The sequence below is a fragment of the Chitinophaga sp. genome, assembly GCF_036569185.1.
In the GTDB taxonomy this organism is placed as follows: Bacteria; Bacteroidota; Bacteroidia; order Chitinophagales; family Chitinophagaceae; genus Chitinophaga.
Window position 1 is genome coordinate 1 of record NZ_DATCRD010000204.1, and the last position, 16,531, is coordinate 16,531.

A 16,531-nucleotide genomic window follows, 5' to 3' on the forward strand; every position below is an offset into this window, starting at 1 on the left:
CCCGCCGCAGTTCCCGGGCAACCCCAACGGAGGCCAGGGTGGTGATGGCACCATCGCCAAAAACAATGGCCCTCAGTATACGGCAGGGTGGGACTGGATACAGCCCATGCGCGACCGCAATACCGGTATTTGGGATAAGGTGACCATCGAGAAAACAGGCGCTGTACGGATCAAAGATCCGCATATTATTACGCGTGTGCCCGGCGTCCGGAAAACGGAAGGCCCGCAGGCGCCGGCTACACTGATGGTAGGAGCGGACCTGGAAAACGCCACTGCCAAAAGTATCTCCGGTACCTTACAATACACGCTGGCAGGCAACCGCATCACTAAAAAAGTAACCCTGCCCCCACATAGCACTACCACCGTGCAACTGCCGGACCTGCTGCTGAAACAGCCGCAATTGTGGTGGCCGGCCGGCTATGGGGCCCAGTCATTGTACCAGCTGCAACTGCAGTTTGTAAACAATGGTAAAACGGATGATAAGGAAGATGTGGAATTTGGCGTCCGTGAAATCCAGACGTACTGGAACACGCATACCGGCAGCCGCGAAATTGCGGTGAACGGGCAGAAAATATTTATTAAAGGCGGCAACTGGATCACCTCCGATGCCATGTTCCGCTTTACCAAAGAAAGATACGATGCGGAAGTACGCTTCCACCGCGATATGAACCTGAACCTGATCCGCATCTGGGGCGGAAGTCTTACAGAAAGACCGGAATTCTACGAAGCCTGCGATAAGTACGGCCTGCTGGTGTTCCAGGATTTCTGGATATCCGGCGATTGTAACGGCAGATGGCAGGATCCTATGAAGAAGGATGACCAGTGGACCCGCAGGAAGTACCCCGATGATCACTCCCTGTTCCTTGAAAGCGTGGCCGACCAGGTGAAAATGTTGCGGAACCATGCGTCTCTGGCCTTCTGGTGCGGCGGTAATGAAATTACGCCTCCGGCAGATCTGTTTGCCGCTATGAAGGATTCCATTATTCCAACACTGGATGGCACCCGCTATTTCTTTGATTACTCTAACTCAGACAGCATGTCGCACAACACTATTGGCGGCAATGGCGATGGTCCCTACGGTATCCAGCCCCTGTCTACCTTCTGGAGCACCCGCACCTTCCCGTTTAACTCGGAAGTAGGCTCCGTAGGTACCGGCGACTATGAATCACTGGAAAGGTTCCTGCCCGCAGAAAACCTGGTACCACCCAACCAGGAAACGGGTAAAACCGATGCGGTATGGGATTATCATAAATATATTTCCTATAACAAAGCAGTGGAACCATATGGAAAAACAAGCGACCTGCGGGAATGGGCCAACAAGGCGCAATTGGTGAACTACGACCAGTACCGCGCCCTCATGGAAGGCTTTAGCTCACATATGTGGGACTGGTATACCGGCGTGATCATCTGGAAAACGCAAAATCCATGGACCGCCCTGCGCGGACAGATGTATGATTATTACCTGGACCCCAATGCCTGCCTGTACGGTACCCGTAAAGGCGCCACGCCTTTACATGTGATGTACGATCCGGATGGCGGCATGGTGATGGCCGTGAACAATACCTTCCGGTATGCGCGCGACCTGATGCTGGAACTGAAAACATACGATATGCAGGGCCATGATAGCCTGCTCACACAAGTATTCGTGGAAGTGGGACCTACAACCGTACAGCAATTCATGAACATGAAACCCCTGCTGGACAAGCTCCGGGCGCAACAGGGCCTCTTCTTTTCCCTGCGTTTGCTGAATGCCTCGCAGCAGGTGGTTGATGAAAACCTTTACTGGTTGCCGGATGCCAGGGGGAACTATTCCGGGCTGGCGCAAATGCCATCAGCACAGGTAAAGGTGACCGCCGTAAAAGCCGGCGCCGATAGCATCCTTGTTACCATTAGCAATCCTGCAGGCGGCCCGGTGGCGTTCTTTAACCGTGTATCGCTGGTGAACGCACTGGACAAGAAAAGGATCTTACCGGTATTTTACAGCGATAATTATATTTCTGTGTTGCCCGGTGAAGAGCGATCGATCAGCATCAGTGGCGGCGCCACCGCCACCAGTAAGGATATACAGGTGGAAATTTATGGCAACAATGTAAAGCGGCAGTATATTACTATTCAATAAAGCATTTTATTACAGGCATCTGGTTATACAGATGCCTGTTTTTTTTGTATATTCATTTTGTTAAAGATGTTCCCTGAACCTGTTTGTGGCTGTTGCCCGGGACCCGGTTTATAAGAAAATACCTATTATTCCATTATTGCGACAAAATTATTCAGTGATGACCACCACCCTCAAGGAAGAAACAACTATCCGGAAATTAGCCACGAATGAGAAGATGCCCTATGACCTTTTGCTGCTGGCCGATCCATCGGTAACAATGATTAACAGCTACCTCCCTTTCAGTGATGTATATGTGCTGGAACAAAAGAAACAGGTAATTGCTGTTTATGTACTTTTGAAAGACAATGATGCAATGGAAATTAAGAACATCGCAGTGAACCCGGCGCACCAGGGGAAAGGCCTGGGAAAGATCTTATTGCAGGATGCCGCACAGCGCGCCAGGGCAGGCGGTTTCAGAAAGCTTTGCATTGGCACGGGTAATTCCAGCATTGCACAGTTGTACCTGTACCAGCGGCAGGGATTTGAAATTACTGCCGTCCGGAAAAATTACTTCACCACGCATTACTCCGAGCCCATTTATGAAAATGGTATTCAATGCAGGCACATGATTGTATTGGAAAAATGGTTAGGCTGATAACGGCCGGCTATCCGTTCCTTCAATAAAGGCCCTGGTTTTTGGCAGGCTGCCGGGATAATGTTCCCTTACATATTTTACCAGGTTTTCGCGGATATAGCACCGCAGGTCAAACGCATTTCCTGAATTGGAAGAGCTCATCAGCGCTCTTACTTCAATAGTACGTTCAGTGGTATTGGTTACCTGCAGGGCCTTTGCGCGCCTGTCCCACAGCGGCGATGCTTCCAGCAACCGCTCAAATTCAGCCCTTACCTGGTCTACCGGTACGGTATAATCCAGGTAAAAGAACGCCGTGCCCAGTATTTCAGAACTGGTACGGGTCCAGTTCTGGAAAGGCTTCTCAATAAAATAATTGATCGGTAAAATCAGTCTGCGCTGATCCCATATGCTCAGTACTACATAGGTAAGTGTAATTTCTTCCACACGTCCCCATTCGCCTTCCACCACCAATACATCATCTATACGGATGGGTTGTGTAAATGCCAGCTGAAAGCCCGCCAGCAGGTTGCCGAGCGATTTTTGCGCAGCAAAACCAATGATGATACCGCCAACACCCACACCGGTAAGGAGCCCTGCGCCCAGTTTGCGCATGCTGTCGAAGCTGAGCAGGATCACACAGGCGGTGAGCACCAGGATCACAGCAATAGATACTTTCCTGATAAACTGCAGCTGGGTGCGTATTTTCCGCTCTTTCAGGTTATTGGCTTTTTTCAGGTCGTATGTATGGTATACATAATCTTCCAGCACTTTAATGGATCCTATCACCAATGCCGCGAAAGAAAGTGTGAGCGCTATTTCCGCCACTTTGCTCAGCGTTGGCACATATTTAGGAGGTACCCGCATCAGCGGTATAACCATATTGAGCAACAACAATGGCAGGAAATAATTGAAAGCTTTTCCCAGACGGAAAAGGATGGTGTGTATCAGTGAAAAGTCCTGATGTGTTCGTACCGATTGCCGTAAGAAGATCGATAATAAATATTTGATCAGCCATCCTGTAACGACTGCAATGCCCGCCAGTATAAGGTTCCACAGGAAGTTAGGCAGGTGATCCGCATTTTCTATAAGTTGATTCCACATGCGCGCCTTTGCCTCAAACATGATGCCGTTATGATCCTTCAGTCATTAATTTATCATTAGAAAAAACAGTCGTGACCAGCTTGCGGCCCTTGCTCAGATCACGTTCCAGCAGTTGGTGCAGGCGTTGTATCATTTATTCATGCACCCGTATCACCTGGCCATTAACGACTCCCTCCACACTTTTCAGGTAGGCATTTACCAGTTTCTGCATGGGCACCGGGTTAAAGCCCGGGAACAAATGCGCGATGGCCTCAGCGGAATCCGCTGCCAGTCCGGGACTTACGGTATTGATGCGCAATCCTCTTTTTAATTCAGCGGCCGCCGCTATCGTAAAACTGTTAATGGCCCCGCTTACCAGCGAGCCTGCCGCCGCGTCCCTGGCGGGTTCATCTGCCAGTATGCCGGAGGTAAGTGTAAAAGAACCACCATCGTTCAGGTAGTGTTGCCCGATCAGGACTACATTCACCTGCCCAAGTAATTTGGATTGGATGGCCGGCTGCAAACTTTTTTCAGAGAGTGTTTGAAAGCTTTCCATGCCGGAAGACCCGGCGGTAATAATTACTGCATCCAGGCCGGGAGTAGCTTTATACATATTTTCGATAGAAGCGGCATCTGTTATATCTACCTGGATATCGCCGCTGTTGCGGCCTGCACTGATCACTTCATGTGATGCTGAGAGTCTTTCCTTTACCTTGCTGCCAATGGCGCCGGTGGTGCCTATAATAAGTATTTTCATAGCAGATCTATTTAGTATGCGGTTACTTCAATGGCGCTTTCTGCTGCGATATGCGTAAGCCTCAATGCCCATCGCTGCAGGGCTTCGATGCGTTCTTCCGGTGTGAGCCGTACCGGGCCATAAATTACCTGTGGCTCCAGTACAGAAAAACCGGTAAACTGGAATATGCCCCGGTGAATGGGTTTCAGGAGCACATCCAGGTCGCCATGTAAGCCGCCGGGAAGGTACGCACTTTCCGGTCCGCCGGTAGTGAGGGAAAGCAGGGCTTTTTTCCCGGTGTAAATACCGGTTTCATAAATGTGCCCGTCGCCATACGAAGTGCCCATGGCAAATACCCGGTCGGCCCAGCCTTTGAGAATAGCCGGAACACTGAACCACCAGAGCGGGAATTGCCAGATCATCACATCGCACCAGGCTACTTTTTCCTGTTCCGCTGCAATGCCGGCCGCAAAGCCGTGTACACGCGAGGCATGTTTTTCTTCCAGTTGTTGTTTGAAAAAAGTAGCGTCATATACGCTGGTGAAGTTAGTCCTATCGGAAACGGGATTAAAGGACATCGCATACAGGTCGGATGTTTTCACTTCATGGCCTGCGTTCTGCAATGTGGTAATAGCTGTTTGAAACATAGCGCCGTTCATGCTCTTTGGTTCAGGATGCGCATATACTATCAGTATCTTCATAAATTGTTTTTTAATAACTGCCGGCAAAATTATTTCACGAACATTACATTTGTATTTTTGCAGCCTATTGTATGCAACACACAAAATTGTAAGTAATGGCAAAGCGCAAGGAAACGTCTACCAATCACATGAACCGCGAACAGATCTCAGGCATGTGCGGAGTGGCCCATGCCATTGATGTGCTGGCAGGCAGGTGGAAATTGTTTATCCTGTACAAGCTGGTGAACAGAACGTTACGCTTCAGCGAGCTGAAAGAACATATTCCCAATATTACCGACCGTATGCTCACCCTTCACCTGCAGGAACTGGAGGCCGATGGGCTTGTTACCCGTACTGTTTATGCGGAAGTGCCACCGAAGGTAGAGTACCGTCTCACGGAAATAGCTGCACGGCTCATTCCTGTATGGGACCAGTTAAATGAGTGGGGGCATCAGCACCGCGACAACCAGTTACAAAGATAACGTAGTGGCGTTGCCGTTATTTTCCAGTGTAATGGTAGCAGGAAAATATTGTGCAGGAACGCTGGTAGGAAACCAGTTCCTCCCTTCTTTTACAATAATCAGTAATCCGTTATCATCTCCCAGTGCAGTGAATTGTTCCAGGCGTGGCTGCCTGGAAAAAATAGTCAATCCGTACCTGTTGATCAGCTGGTCCGCATAAGCGGTGGGGTTTTCTGTTACCACGCCCAGCTCACTGATACAGTCGATATACAGTTGTGCTGATGCATTCTCCAGCCCATGGCGGGCAATGAGCTCCAGCAGGTTACCATTGTTATCGTAAAAGTACACCGCATGTGCATTCCAGTTGCTGAAATCAGCAATATGGCTGCTATCTGTTACCGGTAGCAGGGTGGTAAAGTTTTGCAGCCACTGTATTGCTTCCTGCAGCTGGTTATGGGGTATATTGAAAGCTATGTGGTATATAGGTGGGGTAACTGTTTCCTGCTGTTCAAATGTTAGTATAGAACTACCAGCCTGCAGACTGATGTGCCGGCCACCTTCGCTGATCACCGGTAATTGCAGTGACTGGGTATAGAATGCAGCCGTAGCTGTGATGTTATGAGTGCCTAAAATAATCTCCCTGATCTTCATCTCTTTCTATTTTAGTACAAATGTACAAAATTAATGGACCGTGTTTGTACATTTGTACAAATTTTTTATTTTCGTGGGATATTAAAGGCGCAGGGATCTCATGAATACAAAGGAAAAGATACTGGTAACTGCATTGGAATTGTTCAATGAGCAGGGGATTGATGTGATCACTATCCGGCATATTGCCAAAGAAATGGGGATCAGTCATAGTAACATACAGTATTATTTTAAAAATGCAGACGATATTATTTACACCCTATACACGCAGCACATTGCGGCAATGAATGAGCTGCCTGTATTTGCCAGCAGCCCGGGTGCAGGGCTTGGCACCCTAAGGGAATCTATTACCACTATATTGCAGCATATTTATCGTTACCGTTTTATTTACATTCATTTCGTGGTCATAACCCGGCGTATGCCGGAAATAAAGAAGGTATATGCCCAACGGTTCGGCATCCGCAGAAGGCAATTGCTCCGGTTATTTGAAAATTACCGGGAGCAGGGGATTGTAAGGGAAGATATCCCGGTGGAAGTATGGGAAAGTCTCATCAGGAGTATTTATCTCATCGGCGATTTCTGGATTTCATCCAACGAGCTCACAACAGGATTGAAAGGGAAAAAGGCGGTTAATTATTACGCCCGCCTCCTGGAGGACCTGTTTTATCCTTATCTCACAGAAAAAGGAAAGCAGCTGGCAGCATCATAAAAAAACGGCGTACCCGTGAGGATACGCCGTTTCTTCTTTATTACCTGCCTGTTACTGTGCAGATTGTTTCTTCTTATGATCCACAATAGCGCCTGTACCTGCGCCAACACCGGCGCCGATCAGGGTGCCTATGGCGGCGCCTTTCACGCGGTCTTTGTTAACGATAGCGCCGGTGATGGCACCTGCACCAGCGCCTACTACGGCGCCTTTAGCAGTATGGCTCCAGGATTTCCAGCCCTTTTTCTTTGCGGGAGCGGGAGCAGGGGCCGGAGCTTCTGTATTGGCTACTGCCGGTGCGGTTTCATTGTTATATTGGGTACCGGCAAAGTTTTCACGGCTGTGAGAACGGTTGCTTTTTAACGCATTCATGGAATCTACCACCTGTTGTTTGATGGCATTTACATTGTTCATAGAATCAATGGTGGCTTTCTTTGCACTTTCAATAGCGGCGGCATTATCAGCATTGCTTTTGCACGAAAATAAAACGACTGCTGCTGCTAAGGCTACGAGTATCTGTTTCATGGCTTTAATTCTTTACACCGCAACTGTCGAAAATTGTGCCATTTTTTATAAAGGCCGCTGAAACTCAGATGGGCAGGCGCATTTCTACCAGGAGAGGCTGAAACCCTACCTTTTCATAGGCTTTTACAGCGGGCTCATTGGTGGCATACACCTCCAGGCGCATTTCTACGATGCCCTGTGAATGGGCCCATGTTCTCAGGCCGTTTATGATCAGCTTGTTAACTCCCTTTCCCCGCCAGGCAGGCGCCACATACATAAATCCCAGGTAAGCATAGCGGGTAAATATAATATATGGCCTGGCATTCTCTATACGTGCATAGCCCGAGCCAATCAGCTGGCCTTCTGCTTCCGCTACCAGTAGTTCAATATGTGGGGCGGTGATCATCGCCGCTATGTCGTAGTAATGTATAATGCCTTCTTTTAAAGTAGGATCAAAAGGACGCTCTGCAGCGATGACGCCCTGCTCAAAATCCAGTAATACAGGTAAATCTGCCAGGGTGGCTTTACGGATAATAATTTCTTGCATGGTTTTTTTAAATAAACTGGTGGTTGTAAATATCAGTTAATATTCCATTCCCTGGTATTATAGAACGCCGGACCGGGGTGTCCGGGCGCAGACGGACTGGTTCCTTCATTTCCCCCGGGATGGAATAGGGGCTACTTTTTTCCCTTTGCCGCCGGTTGTATAAGCAATTCCGACTGTAATACCCTTGTTTCAAATTCTTTCACTGGTTGTTTGCTTTCTATCAGTTGCAGCAATAGTTCGGTGGCAACCTGTCCCATTTCAAAAGCAGGTTGCCTTACCACCGTGATGGGCGCATGCAGCAGCTCAATCAGGTCTGAATTGGAAAATCCTGTAAGGGCTATTTCCCCGGGAATGTTTACTCCGGCCTTTTTTAGCGCCTGCATACAACCGGTGGTCAGTTTGTCAGACGTGGTAAAGATAGCATCTGGTGGCTGCTTTAATTTAAGCAGCTGGCTCACGGCGTCTGTTACTTCGGAAAGTAGCATGCCGCCATGAAAACAATACCTGATCAGCGCCGGCTGCGGCTGAATGCCATGTTTTTCCAGCGCGGCCATATATCCTGCTACACGCTCTCTTGTAATAGACAGATGTGCGGAATTGGTAATACATGCAATGCGCCGGTAACCCTGCTGAAGCAGGTGCATGGTGGCATTGCAGGCGCCCTGGAAATTATCTACCATTACCTTATGCGTGGTAATGTCTTCTATAATCCTGTCAAAAAATACGATCGGAAACCCGTGCTGGTGCAGTGCTTTGAGGGGCGTAAAGTCTTTCGTAGCGCTGGAAACGGAGATCAGTAACCCGTCTATCGACCGTGATGCCAGGTACTGTAATGTTCTTACTTCCTTCTCAAAGGACTCATGACTCTGGGAAATAATTACCGTATAGCCTTTCTCGTTAGCTACCGAATCAATGCCATTAATGGTTTGTGAAAAAAAACTGTTGGCAATTTCAGATACGATCACCCCGATAGACCGGCTTTTCTTCTCTTTTAAACTCAGGGCAATCGGGTTAGGATGATAGTTCAGCCGCGCGGCATGTTCCAGTACCAGCTGCTTTGTAGCCGCACTGATTTCATGGCTGTCGCGCAATGCACGTGATACAGTAGAGGTAGACAGGCGGAGCGCCTGTGCAATATCTTTGATGGTGGCTGCTCTATACTTCATAAAGTCTTCCGGACCATGTTTTCCCGGCATTCTTATTAGTGGTGAAAGTAGCGATTTTTCCGGGAACGTTTGCGTAAATAAACTTCACCGTTAACAAATTGTTCTGTAGACTTGTAACGACACAGCATGAAAGAAAAAACTCCTGTTTTCAACCAATTAAATCACCACATTACCGGGGCCGGCAGCCGGTGCAGACACGCAATACAAAAAATATTACATCCGGCAGTTGTCGTTACCGGGATACTAAAACCCAGTCAACAAAAGATCATGCGTTTTAAAACATCCATATTATCCACTGCATTACTGTTCTCAGTTTCACTTACACGGGCGCAAACCGGCGCAGCGGGGATGGCGGCTACCGTCATGCGTATATGGAGCGATTCGCTGGAAGTACAGCCGGGCAGGCCGGTAAGATGGTCGTACGACCAGGGCGTGGTACTGGAAGGGTTCACCGGTTTATGGAAAAGAACCGGTGATCAGCGGTATTTCCAATACATACAGCGGAGTATGGATCATTTTATAGATACTAACGGCAACATCCGTACGTACGAGTTGAAGGATTACAACATCGATAATATCAAAAACGGCCGCATCCTGTTAACGCTTTATAAGGCTACCAAAGATAATAAATACAGGCTGGCGGCCGACCTGCTCCGCAAACAGCTGCGGCAGCAGCCCCGCACGAACGACGGCGGCTTCTGGCACAAGAAACGTTACCCTTACCAGATGTGGCTCGACGGTCTTTACATGGGCGAGCCGTTTTATGCGGAATATGCAGCCCTTTTCGGGGAAGACAGCGCCTTCCGCGATATTACCCGGCAGTTTGTACTGATGGAGGAGCACGCACGAGATCCGCGCACGGGGTTGCTGTATCACGCCTGGGATGAATCAAAAGAACAGCGCTGGGCCAATAAAACCACGGGGCAATCCCCACACTTCTGGGGCCGTGCCATGGGCTGGTATGCCATGGCGCTGGTAGACGCACTGGAATATTACCCGGCTGCAGACCCCGGCCGTGATAGCCTTATGGCTATCTTAAACCGTACTGCTGCAGCCATTAAAAAATACCAGGACGCTAAAACCGGCTGCTGGTACCAGGTATTGGATAAAGCCACCAGCAAAGGAAATTATGTAGAAGCCTCCGCTTCCTGCATGTTCGTATATGCGTTGGCGAAAGGTATGCGGCTTGGTTATTTACCTAAAACTTACCACTCCGTAGCGCAAAAAGGCTATGATGGTATCCTTAAACAATTTATCCGTAAAAACTCCGAAGGGGATCTCACCCTGGGAGGAACCGTAAGTGTAGCAGGATTGGGAGGCGATCCTTACCGGGATGGTAGTTATGCGTATTATCTCAGCGAAAAAGTGATCGATAATGATCCCAAAGGCGTAGGGGCGTACCTGTTAGCCGCCAATGAAATGGAAATAATGACTAAATAATGTGGATATGAAACTTTCAAAAGAGTTACTGAAACGGCTGCGCGAAAAGGAGGAGTGGCAGATTCCCGGTGAAGATTACTTTGCCCTGCCGGAAAAAGTACTGCAGTTCGGCACAGGGGTATTACTGAGAGGATTACCCTGTTTTTTCATAGACAAAGCCAATAAGCAGGGCGTATTCAATGGCCGTGTAGTAGTGGTGAAATCGACAGACAAAGGCAGCACCACTGCTTTTGATGAACAGGATAACCTTTATACGCAATGTATCAGAGGAATTGACGGGGGAAAGCCCGTTTCTGAAAATATCATCAACGGGTCCATCAGCCGGGTGCTTGCCGCCACTTCCCAGTGGGAGGAGATCCTCGCCTGCGCTGAAAACCCACATATGCAGGTAGTGATATCAAATACCACCGAAGTAGGCATTGTATATACAGAAGAAAGTATTCATGCAAAGCCACCGGCATCCTTTCCGGGCAAACTGCTGGCATTCCTGTATCGCCGCTATCTTCATTTTAAAGGGGATGCTACCAAAGGAATGGTGATCGTTCCTACGGAGCTGATACCGGATAATGGCAGCAGGCTCCGGGAGGTCTTGCTGCAGCTGAGCAGTTTTAACCAGCTGGAAGAAGGTTTTATCGATTGGCTTACTCGTCATAACTACTGCTGTAATTCGCTGGTAGACTGCATTGTGCCCGGCCCGGCAGAGCTGGAAACAGGTTATGAAGACGAGCTGCTGATCATGACGGAAGTATACCGCTTGTGGGCTATTGAAACCAATAGTGAACAGGTAAGAAAAATATTATCTTTTAGTGAAACAGATGCAGGAGTGGTATTGTCGCCCGACATTAACGTGTTCCGTGAGCTGAAGCTCCGGCTGCTCAACGGAACCCATACCCTTAGCTGCGGACTGGCCTTTCTGGCTGGTCACGACACGGTGAAGGCCGCCATGAGCAACGAGGCGATGGCCGCTTACATGGAAGGCCTGATGATGCACGAAATTATCCCGGCTATAACGGATATACATATACGTAACGATGCCGCTATCCGCTTTGCGGGCGCTGTGCTGGACCGCTTCCGTAACCCTGCTATTGAGCACCGGTGGTTAAGCATTTGCGCGCAGTATACAGCTAAACTGAAAATGCGGGTACTGCCGGCGCTGCTGCAATACCAGCGGCGTACCGGGCAGGTGCCGGCATTGATGGCATTGGGATTCGCCGCACATGCATTGTTTATGCGCGGGGGAGATGGGTACACTATTACTGATGAATATGCCGGCTGGTATGCGGCACAATGGCAGCTGCACCCGCCGGAAGCATTGGTAAAGACCGCCTTCGGCAACCAGGCTATCTGGGGACAGGATCTTAACACCATTCCCGGGTTTGCACAGCTGGTAACCACTATGCTGAAAGCATTGATGGAACAGGGAGTGGCGGTTTACCTGGAAAAAGTAGCAGCAGAAATAACGGTATCGTAAAATTTTTAAAACAGATAATGAAGCAGAAAGTATTAAAAGTGCATCCGCAGGATAATGTACTGGTAGCACTACAAGACCTGGAAAAGGGAGAAACGGTGGCATATAACGGCTCCGTATATACGATGCGGGAAAAGATCCCTGCGAAGCATAAGTTTGCAGCAGATCCCCTGAGCGAAGGGGATGCTATTTACATGTACGGGGTGCTGGTGGGGCGCGCGCAGCACCAGATCAGTACCGGTAGCAGGATTGCCGTGGAAAATGTACGGCATGCTGCCAATGCTTATGAGCTGGCGGCAGAGCGGAAAACAGCCTGGCAGGCGCCGGATGTTTCCCGCTGGCAGCAACGGACTTTTATGGGCTATCACCGGGCAGACGGCAGTGTGGGCACTGCCAACTACTGGCTGGTAATCCCTTTGGTGTTTTGTGAAAACAGGAATGTGGAAGTATTGAAAGAGGCATTGTTGCCGGAACTGGGATACAGCCGCCCGGCTAAGTACGCAGCCTTTACACGTTCGCTTGCGGCAAAGCAACGGGCCGGCGCCAACCCGGCGCAGATCCTCGAAAGCATCTACACAGAAGATGCTTCCGGAACGCAGGGGAACCGCATTTTTGAAAATGTGGACGGTATTAAATTCCTTACGCACGACGGCGGCTGCGGCGGTATCCGCCAGGATGCGCAAACGTTGTGCGGCCTGCTGGCAGGATATATTACCCATGCCAATGTGGCCGGCGCCACAGTGCTGAGCCTGGGTTGCCAGAATGCACAGATAAGCATGCTGAAGGAGGAGATCAGTAAACGCGACCCCGGGTTTTCAAAACCGCTTTATATACTGGACCAGCAGCAAACCGGCACGGAGAGCCAGTTGATCGCTGATGCGATCCGGCAAACCTTTGCAGGGTTGATGATAGCGAATCAATGCACCCGGCAACCGGCGCCGTTAAGCAAACTATGCATTGGCCTGGAATGCGGCGGATCAGACGGGTTTTCCGGTATTTCCGCTAATCCCGCTATCGGTTATACCTCCGATCTGCTCACTGCATTGGGTGGCTCCGTGATCCTCGCTGAATTTCCGGAACTATGCGGTGTGGAACAGGAAATGAGCGACCGTTGCCGCAATGTGGAAGACGCTACCAGGTTCATCGGGCTGATGCGTACTTACCAGCAGCGCGCCGAAGAAGCAGGTTCTGGTTTTGACATGAATCCATCTCCCGGAAATATAAAAGACGGGCTGATCACCGATGCCATTAAATCTGCCGGGGCGGCCAAAAAAGGAGGTACTTCACCTGTAGCCGCTGTATTGGATTATCCTGAAAAGGTACAGCAGCCGGGGCTTAACCTGTTGTGCACGCCAGGCAATGACGTGGAATCCACTACTGCGGAAGTAGGCAGCGGCGCCAACATAGTGCTGTTTACCACAGGGCTGGGAACGCCCACCGGTAACCCCATCGCCCCGGTGATCAAGCTGTCGAGCAACACAAAGCTATATCAACGCATGCATGATATCATCGATATTAATACCGGTACTATTATAGACGGCGAGGAAACCATCACAGCGGCAGGAGAACGTATATTCGAATACGTTATACAGGTAGCCAGTGGGGCCATTACCGCAAAATCCGTCCTGAACGGGCAGGATGATTTTATTCCCTGGAAAAGAGGGGTGTCATTGTAATGTTTTAAAATTTGATTCCTGTTTTTTTCTTTTTAAACAGCAGATAAAATTTTTTTGAGACTACTGACATAGGGCTGTCACAACCCGTTGTTTTCTTTGTATCATAAAACAAAAAATACAGACTTATGGAAAACAACACTTTAACTGCCGCAACTGCTACCACTGTTATCACCCCCGATCAACTGCTGAAACACTGGCAGGGCCACCGCGGACTTACCCGCAGGATGATTGAAGCCTTTCCTGAAGACCAGCTTTTTACCTTCAGCATAGGCGGTATGCGCCCATTTTCCGCTTTGGTAATGGAATTCTGCGGAATGGCCTTTCCATCTGTATACGGGGTTGTTACCGATGAATGGCTGGGTATTGATGTGCTCCTGAAAGATACAGGCGTTACCGTTACCCCCGGCAATAAGGAAGAGTTATTACAGCTCTGGGATGTTATCACAGAAAAGCTCAATGAATGGTGGCCTAAGATCCCCGTGGAAGCCTTTCAAAAGGAAATTACCGCCTTCGGACAATACAAAGGTACATCTGTAAGCATCCTGTTCTACATTTTTGACAATGAGATCCATCACCGCGGACAGGGATATGTGTATCTCCGCGCCCTTGGTATAGAGCCGCCTGCTTTCTGGGACAGGGAATAGCATTTATGATTATGACCTGGCTGCATTAAACTTTTCCCGGTATTCAGAAGGGGTCATTCCCACTGTTTTGCGGAATACCTTTCTGAATGCCTTGGGATCGTTATAGCCGGAATTGTAGATCACTTCCGCCATTTGCTGCCCGGTTTGCTCCAGGAGTTTTTTGGCTGCTTCAATACGTGTGAACTGCAGGTATTCAATAGGGGTTACACCGGTTACCTGTTTAAATCTTCTCACAATATTTCTCCTGCTGGACGGGATGTCCCTGATCATTTCTTCGATAGTGCCAACCTCCTGGTAACTGGTTTCAATCCGCTGCTGGGCGGATGCCACCAGGTCGTCGTGATGATTACGCGCAGGCTGAAAGGTGCTGAAATAAGATTGCTTATCACGTCCCATATCTACTGCGAAAATTTTGGCGGTCTTGATCGCTATTTCAATGCCACAATGCACTTCCAGCAGATGAAGCAGCAGGTGGAAGGTAGAAGTGGCGCCACCGCTTGTGTAAATGCCGGAATCATGTGTAACGGTTTTATCCGATAACAGGTTCACAGCAGGGAAAGCGGAGGAAAATTCCCTGCATGCATCCACATGAGTGGTGGCTATTTTGCCATCCAGCAGGCCGGATGCGCCCAGTAAAAATGCACCGGTACAGAAACTGGCCAATTCAGCGCCATTTTTATATTGCTGCTGGAGCCAGGGAAGATAAGACCGGTTTTCTGCGATGGACTGGCGGATATCATCCGTGGTAAATGAAGGCACCAGTACCAGGTTGAAAGTATCTGCGGCATCTATGCGTTGTGATGCATATGCCGGGAAGGCGGCTGCAAGATGTTCCATTTCTGAGGTATGTACCAGGGTTATCTTGAATGGCGCCGGTTGACCGTTCTTATGGTAAATCTTGTTGACGGTGTCCAGCACATCTGTTATGGCAGCCAGGCTTAAAAGCTTGTAGTGGCGTATAAGCAGGATCCCAATTTGTAACATATGGTGGTGAGTTTTTAGTTAACTACTCAAACATAACGAATTTGTCGCAAATACCCCCTAATATTGACTCTATCAGCATCCATACTGACTTTAATTATACGGTATCTTACAGCTAGTTTGAGAACCAAAAAATTGAAATTATATGGAAACTGTAAGCACACGGATGCAGGGCATCCTTCCACTGTTTGATCTGCACACCGGTTTTTTTCCGAAAGTACTGGATGGAATTTCGGATGAAGATGCACATAAGAGACTTGATACTCCTGCCAATCATATCGCGTGGCTCACAGGAAGCCTCGTACAGCAACGGTTCGACCTGGCCGGCTTACTGAAAGTGGAAGCCACCTCTTCTGCAAATGATCTTTTTAAAGATTTCCAGGGAATAAAAAACGGGCAGCAATATCCATCTCTCGAAATTTTTAAAAAAGACTGGGAGAGAATTTCTCCTTTGTTGAGAACAGCACTGGTAAATGTAACCGATGAACAACTGGATCATATCTGGGAATTTCCCGGTATGAAAATGCCGTTCTGGGACCTGCTGACGTTTAACATTTACAGGGAGGCCAATTGTATAGGGCAGATTGCCCTGTGGAGGCGGCTGTTGAATTACGAGCCGATGAAATATATGTAATTAAAATAATTGCAATGGTAGAAGTATTTGTAACGAATGTAAAAAGAGTAGCAGCAGCGAAAGAAATAATAGCGCTGCTGCTTCGTAACTTTCCGGATAGTAAAATTAATTTTGACCTCGAAGATTGTGATAAAGTATTAAGAGTAGAAGGAGATAATTTTCATCCGGGGAAAATAATGATGCTGGTAAACGAAAATGGATTCCGGTGCCAGGTGATGGAAGATTAAGCCTTTTTTCAAAGGAGGAAGTGCCTATCTTTATAGGCGTATTAAAACAGCAACTATGGAAAATAATCATGCAGAAGAGAAATTAGCGGCCCTCGGACTGGAACTGCCACCGGCTCCAACGCCATTGGGCGTTTACAAGCCTTGCCTTATTGATGGTAAATACCTGTATCTCTCCGGTCATGGTCCTGTGCAGAATGATAA

18 protein-coding genes are annotated in these 16,531 nt (G+C 48.7%); 10 read left to right on the forward strand and 8 right to left on the reverse strand.

The window, feature by feature from the left end:
- The coding region (locus VIM72_RS15480) for a glycoside hydrolase family 2 protein (RefSeq protein WP_332003732.1) at positions 1 to 2,119 on the forward strand (2,119 nt) is incomplete at its 5' end.
- 157 nt (positions 2,120 to 2,276) lie between these two features.
- Complete coding sequence (locus tag VIM72_RS15485; protein WP_332003733.1) at positions 2,277 to 2,753, forward strand: GNAT family N-acetyltransferase; 477 nt, start codon at positions 2,277 to 2,279, stop codon at positions 2,751 to 2,753.
- Here the strand turns inward: VIM72_RS15485 and VIM72_RS15490 are convergent.
- From VIM72_RS15490 to VIM72_RS15500, 3 genes are all read right to left on the reverse strand, one after another.
- The gene (locus tag VIM72_RS15490; protein ID WP_332003734.1) at positions 2,745 to 3,854 is read right to left on the reverse strand and encodes a mechanosensitive ion channel family protein; all 1,110 of its coding nucleotides are present in this window, start codon (positions 3,852 to 3,854) and stop codon (positions 2,745 to 2,747) included. The two genes, VIM72_RS15485 and VIM72_RS15490, sit on opposite strands and share 9 nt — an antisense overlap.
- 112 nt (positions 3,855 to 3,966) lie before the next feature.
- Complete coding sequence (locus VIM72_RS15495; protein ID WP_332003735.1) at positions 3,967 to 4,569, reverse strand: short chain dehydrogenase; 603 nt, start codon at positions 4,567 to 4,569, stop codon at positions 3,967 to 3,969.
- Between the two features lie 11 nt (positions 4,570 to 4,580).
- The gene (locus VIM72_RS15500) at positions 4,581 to 5,249 is read right to left on the reverse strand and encodes an NAD(P)H-dependent oxidoreductase (RefSeq protein ID WP_332003736.1); all 669 of its coding nucleotides are present in this window, start codon (positions 5,247 to 5,249) and stop codon (positions 4,581 to 4,583) included.
- A gap of 95 nt (positions 5,250 to 5,344) precedes the next feature.
- Between VIM72_RS15500 and VIM72_RS15505 the strand changes: the two genes are divergently transcribed.
- Positions 5,345 to 5,710, forward strand: a complete 366-nt coding sequence (locus tag VIM72_RS15505; RefSeq protein ID WP_332003737.1) for a helix-turn-helix domain-containing protein — start codon at positions 5,345 to 5,347, stop codon at positions 5,708 to 5,710.
- On the opposite strand, the gene VIM72_RS15510 is transcribed toward VIM72_RS15505, so the two are convergent.
- Positions 5,699 to 6,340 (reverse strand): hypothetical protein, encoded by a 642-nt coding sequence (locus tag VIM72_RS15510; RefSeq protein WP_332003738.1) that lies wholly within the window; start codon positions 6,338 to 6,340, stop codon positions 5,699 to 5,701. The two genes, VIM72_RS15505 and VIM72_RS15510, sit on opposite strands and share 12 nt — an antisense overlap.
- A gap of 100 nt (positions 6,341 to 6,440) precedes the next feature.
- Here VIM72_RS15510 and VIM72_RS15515 point away from each other — a divergent pair, with 100 nt between their 5' ends.
- A complete protein-coding gene (locus tag VIM72_RS15515; RefSeq protein ID WP_332003739.1) occupies positions 6,441 to 7,046 on the forward strand; it encodes a TetR/AcrR family transcriptional regulator in 606 nt (201 codons plus the stop codon).
- A gap of 51 nt (positions 7,047 to 7,097) precedes the next feature.
- On the opposite strand, the gene VIM72_RS15520 is transcribed toward VIM72_RS15515, so the two are convergent.
- The 3 genes from VIM72_RS15520 to VIM72_RS15530 all read right to left on the reverse strand — a co-directional run bounded on the left by VIM72_RS15520 (position 7,098) and on the right by VIM72_RS15530 (position 9,260).
- Positions 7,098 to 7,568: a glycine zipper domain-containing protein gene (locus tag VIM72_RS15520; RefSeq protein WP_332003740.1), complete on the reverse strand. Its 471-nt coding sequence runs from the start codon at positions 7,566 to 7,568 to the stop codon at positions 7,098 to 7,100.
- A 64-nt stretch (positions 7,569 to 7,632) separates the two neighbouring features.
- Positions 7,633 to 8,094: a GNAT family N-acetyltransferase gene (locus tag VIM72_RS15525; protein WP_332003741.1), complete on the reverse strand. Its 462-nt coding sequence runs from the start codon at positions 8,092 to 8,094 to the stop codon at positions 7,633 to 7,635.
- Between the two features lie 131 nt (positions 8,095 to 8,225).
- Complete coding sequence (locus tag VIM72_RS15530; protein WP_332003742.1) at positions 8,226 to 9,260, reverse strand: LacI family DNA-binding transcriptional regulator; 1,035 nt, start codon at positions 9,258 to 9,260, stop codon at positions 8,226 to 8,228.
- A 267-nt stretch (positions 9,261 to 9,527) separates the two neighbouring features.
- Between VIM72_RS15530 and VIM72_RS15535 the strand changes: the two genes are divergently transcribed.
- The 4 genes from VIM72_RS15535 to VIM72_RS15550 all read left to right on the forward strand — a co-directional run bounded on the left by VIM72_RS15535 (position 9,528) and on the right by VIM72_RS15550 (position 14,488).
- Positions 9,528 to 10,700 (forward strand): glycoside hydrolase family 88/105 protein, encoded by a 1,173-nt coding sequence (locus tag VIM72_RS15535; RefSeq protein WP_332003743.1) that lies wholly within the window; start codon positions 9,528 to 9,530, stop codon positions 10,698 to 10,700.
- Between the two features lie 7 nt (positions 10,701 to 10,707).
- The gene (locus VIM72_RS15540) at positions 10,708 to 12,171 is read left to right on the forward strand and encodes a tagaturonate reductase (RefSeq protein ID WP_332003744.1); all 1,464 of its coding nucleotides are present in this window, start codon (positions 10,708 to 10,710) and stop codon (positions 12,169 to 12,171) included.
- Between the two features lie 17 nt (positions 12,172 to 12,188).
- Positions 12,189 to 13,844 carry an altronate dehydratase family protein gene (locus tag VIM72_RS15545; RefSeq protein WP_332003745.1) on the forward strand — a complete coding sequence of 552 codons (1,656 nt, stop codon included), beginning with the start codon at positions 12,189 to 12,191 and terminating at the stop codon, positions 13,842 to 13,844.
- Between the two features lie 125 nt (positions 13,845 to 13,969).
- Complete coding sequence (locus VIM72_RS15550) at positions 13,970 to 14,488, forward strand: DinB family protein (protein WP_332003746.1); 519 nt, start codon at positions 13,970 to 13,972, stop codon at positions 14,486 to 14,488.
- Between the two features lie 9 nt (positions 14,489 to 14,497).
- On the opposite strand, the gene VIM72_RS15555 is transcribed toward VIM72_RS15550, so the two are convergent.
- Positions 14,498 to 15,472 (reverse strand): GlxA family transcriptional regulator, encoded by a 975-nt coding sequence (locus VIM72_RS15555; protein ID WP_332003747.1) that lies wholly within the window; start codon positions 15,470 to 15,472, stop codon positions 14,498 to 14,500.
- A gap of 142 nt (positions 15,473 to 15,614) precedes the next feature.
- Between VIM72_RS15555 and VIM72_RS15560 the strand changes: the two genes are divergently transcribed.
- The gene (locus tag VIM72_RS15560) at positions 15,615 to 16,103 is read left to right on the forward strand and encodes a DinB family protein (RefSeq protein WP_332003748.1); all 489 of its coding nucleotides are present in this window, start codon (positions 15,615 to 15,617) and stop codon (positions 16,101 to 16,103) included.
- Positions 16,104 to 16,117: 14 nt separating this feature from the next.
- Positions 16,118 to 16,330 (forward strand): hypothetical protein, encoded by a 213-nt coding sequence (locus tag VIM72_RS15565; protein ID WP_332003749.1) that lies wholly within the window; start codon positions 16,118 to 16,120, stop codon positions 16,328 to 16,330.
- The last annotated feature ends 201 nt before the right edge of the window (positions 16,331 to 16,531 follow it).

Excerpts from the sequence above, each read along its gene's own strand:
- VIM72_RS15515 (WP_332003739.1), top strand. The coding sequence starts at position 6,441 with ATGAATACAAAGGAAAAGATACTGGTAACTGCATTGGAATTGTTCAAT.
- VIM72_RS15485 (WP_332003733.1), top strand. The coding sequence starts at position 2,277 with ATGACCACCACCCTCAAGGAAGAAACAACTATCCGGAAATTAGCCACG.
- VIM72_RS15490 (WP_332003734.1), bottom strand. The coding sequence starts at position 3,854 with ATGTTTGAGGCAAAGGCGCGCATGTGGAATCAACTTATAGAAAATGCG.
- VIM72_RS15505 (WP_332003737.1), top strand. The coding sequence starts at position 5,345 with ATGGCAAAGCGCAAGGAAACGTCTACCAATCACATGAACCGCGAACAG.
- VIM72_RS15540 (WP_332003744.1), top strand. The coding sequence starts at position 10,708 with ATGAAACTTTCAAAAGAGTTACTGAAACGGCTGCGCGAAAAGGAGGAG.
- VIM72_RS15520 (WP_332003740.1), bottom strand. The coding sequence starts at position 7,568 with ATGAAACAGATACTCGTAGCCTTAGCAGCAGCAGTCGTTTTATTTTCG.
- VIM72_RS15525 (WP_332003741.1), bottom strand. The coding sequence starts at position 8,094 with ATGCAAGAAATTATTATCCGTAAAGCCACCCTGGCAGATTTACCTGTA.
- VIM72_RS15530 (WP_332003742.1), bottom strand. The coding sequence starts at position 9,260 with ATGAAGTATAGAGCAGCCACCATCAAAGATATTGCACAGGCGCTCCGC.
- VIM72_RS15495 (WP_332003735.1), bottom strand. The coding sequence starts at position 4,569 with ATGAAAATACTTATTATAGGCACCACCGGCGCCATTGGCAGCAAGGTA.
- VIM72_RS15535 (WP_332003743.1), top strand. The coding sequence starts at position 9,528 with ATGCGTTTTAAAACATCCATATTATCCACTGCATTACTGTTCTCAGTT.
- VIM72_RS15545 (WP_332003745.1), top strand. The coding sequence starts at position 12,189 with ATGAAGCAGAAAGTATTAAAAGTGCATCCGCAGGATAATGTACTGGTA.
- VIM72_RS15555 (WP_332003747.1), bottom strand. The coding sequence starts at position 15,472 with ATGTTACAAATTGGGATCCTGCTTATACGCCACTACAAGCTTTTAAGC.
- VIM72_RS15565 (WP_332003749.1), top strand. The coding sequence starts at position 16,118 with ATGGTAGAAGTATTTGTAACGAATGTAAAAAGAGTAGCAGCAGCGAAA.
- VIM72_RS15560 (WP_332003748.1), top strand. The coding sequence starts at position 15,615 with ATGGAAACTGTAAGCACACGGATGCAGGGCATCCTTCCACTGTTTGAT.
- VIM72_RS15500 (WP_332003736.1), bottom strand. The coding sequence starts at position 5,249 with ATGAAGATACTGATAGTATATGCGCATCCTGAACCAAAGAGCATGAAC.
- VIM72_RS15510 (WP_332003738.1), bottom strand. The coding sequence starts at position 6,340 with ATGAAGATCAGGGAGATTATTTTAGGCACTCATAACATCACAGCTACG.
- VIM72_RS15550 (WP_332003746.1), top strand. The coding sequence starts at position 13,970 with ATGGAAAACAACACTTTAACTGCCGCAACTGCTACCACTGTTATCACC.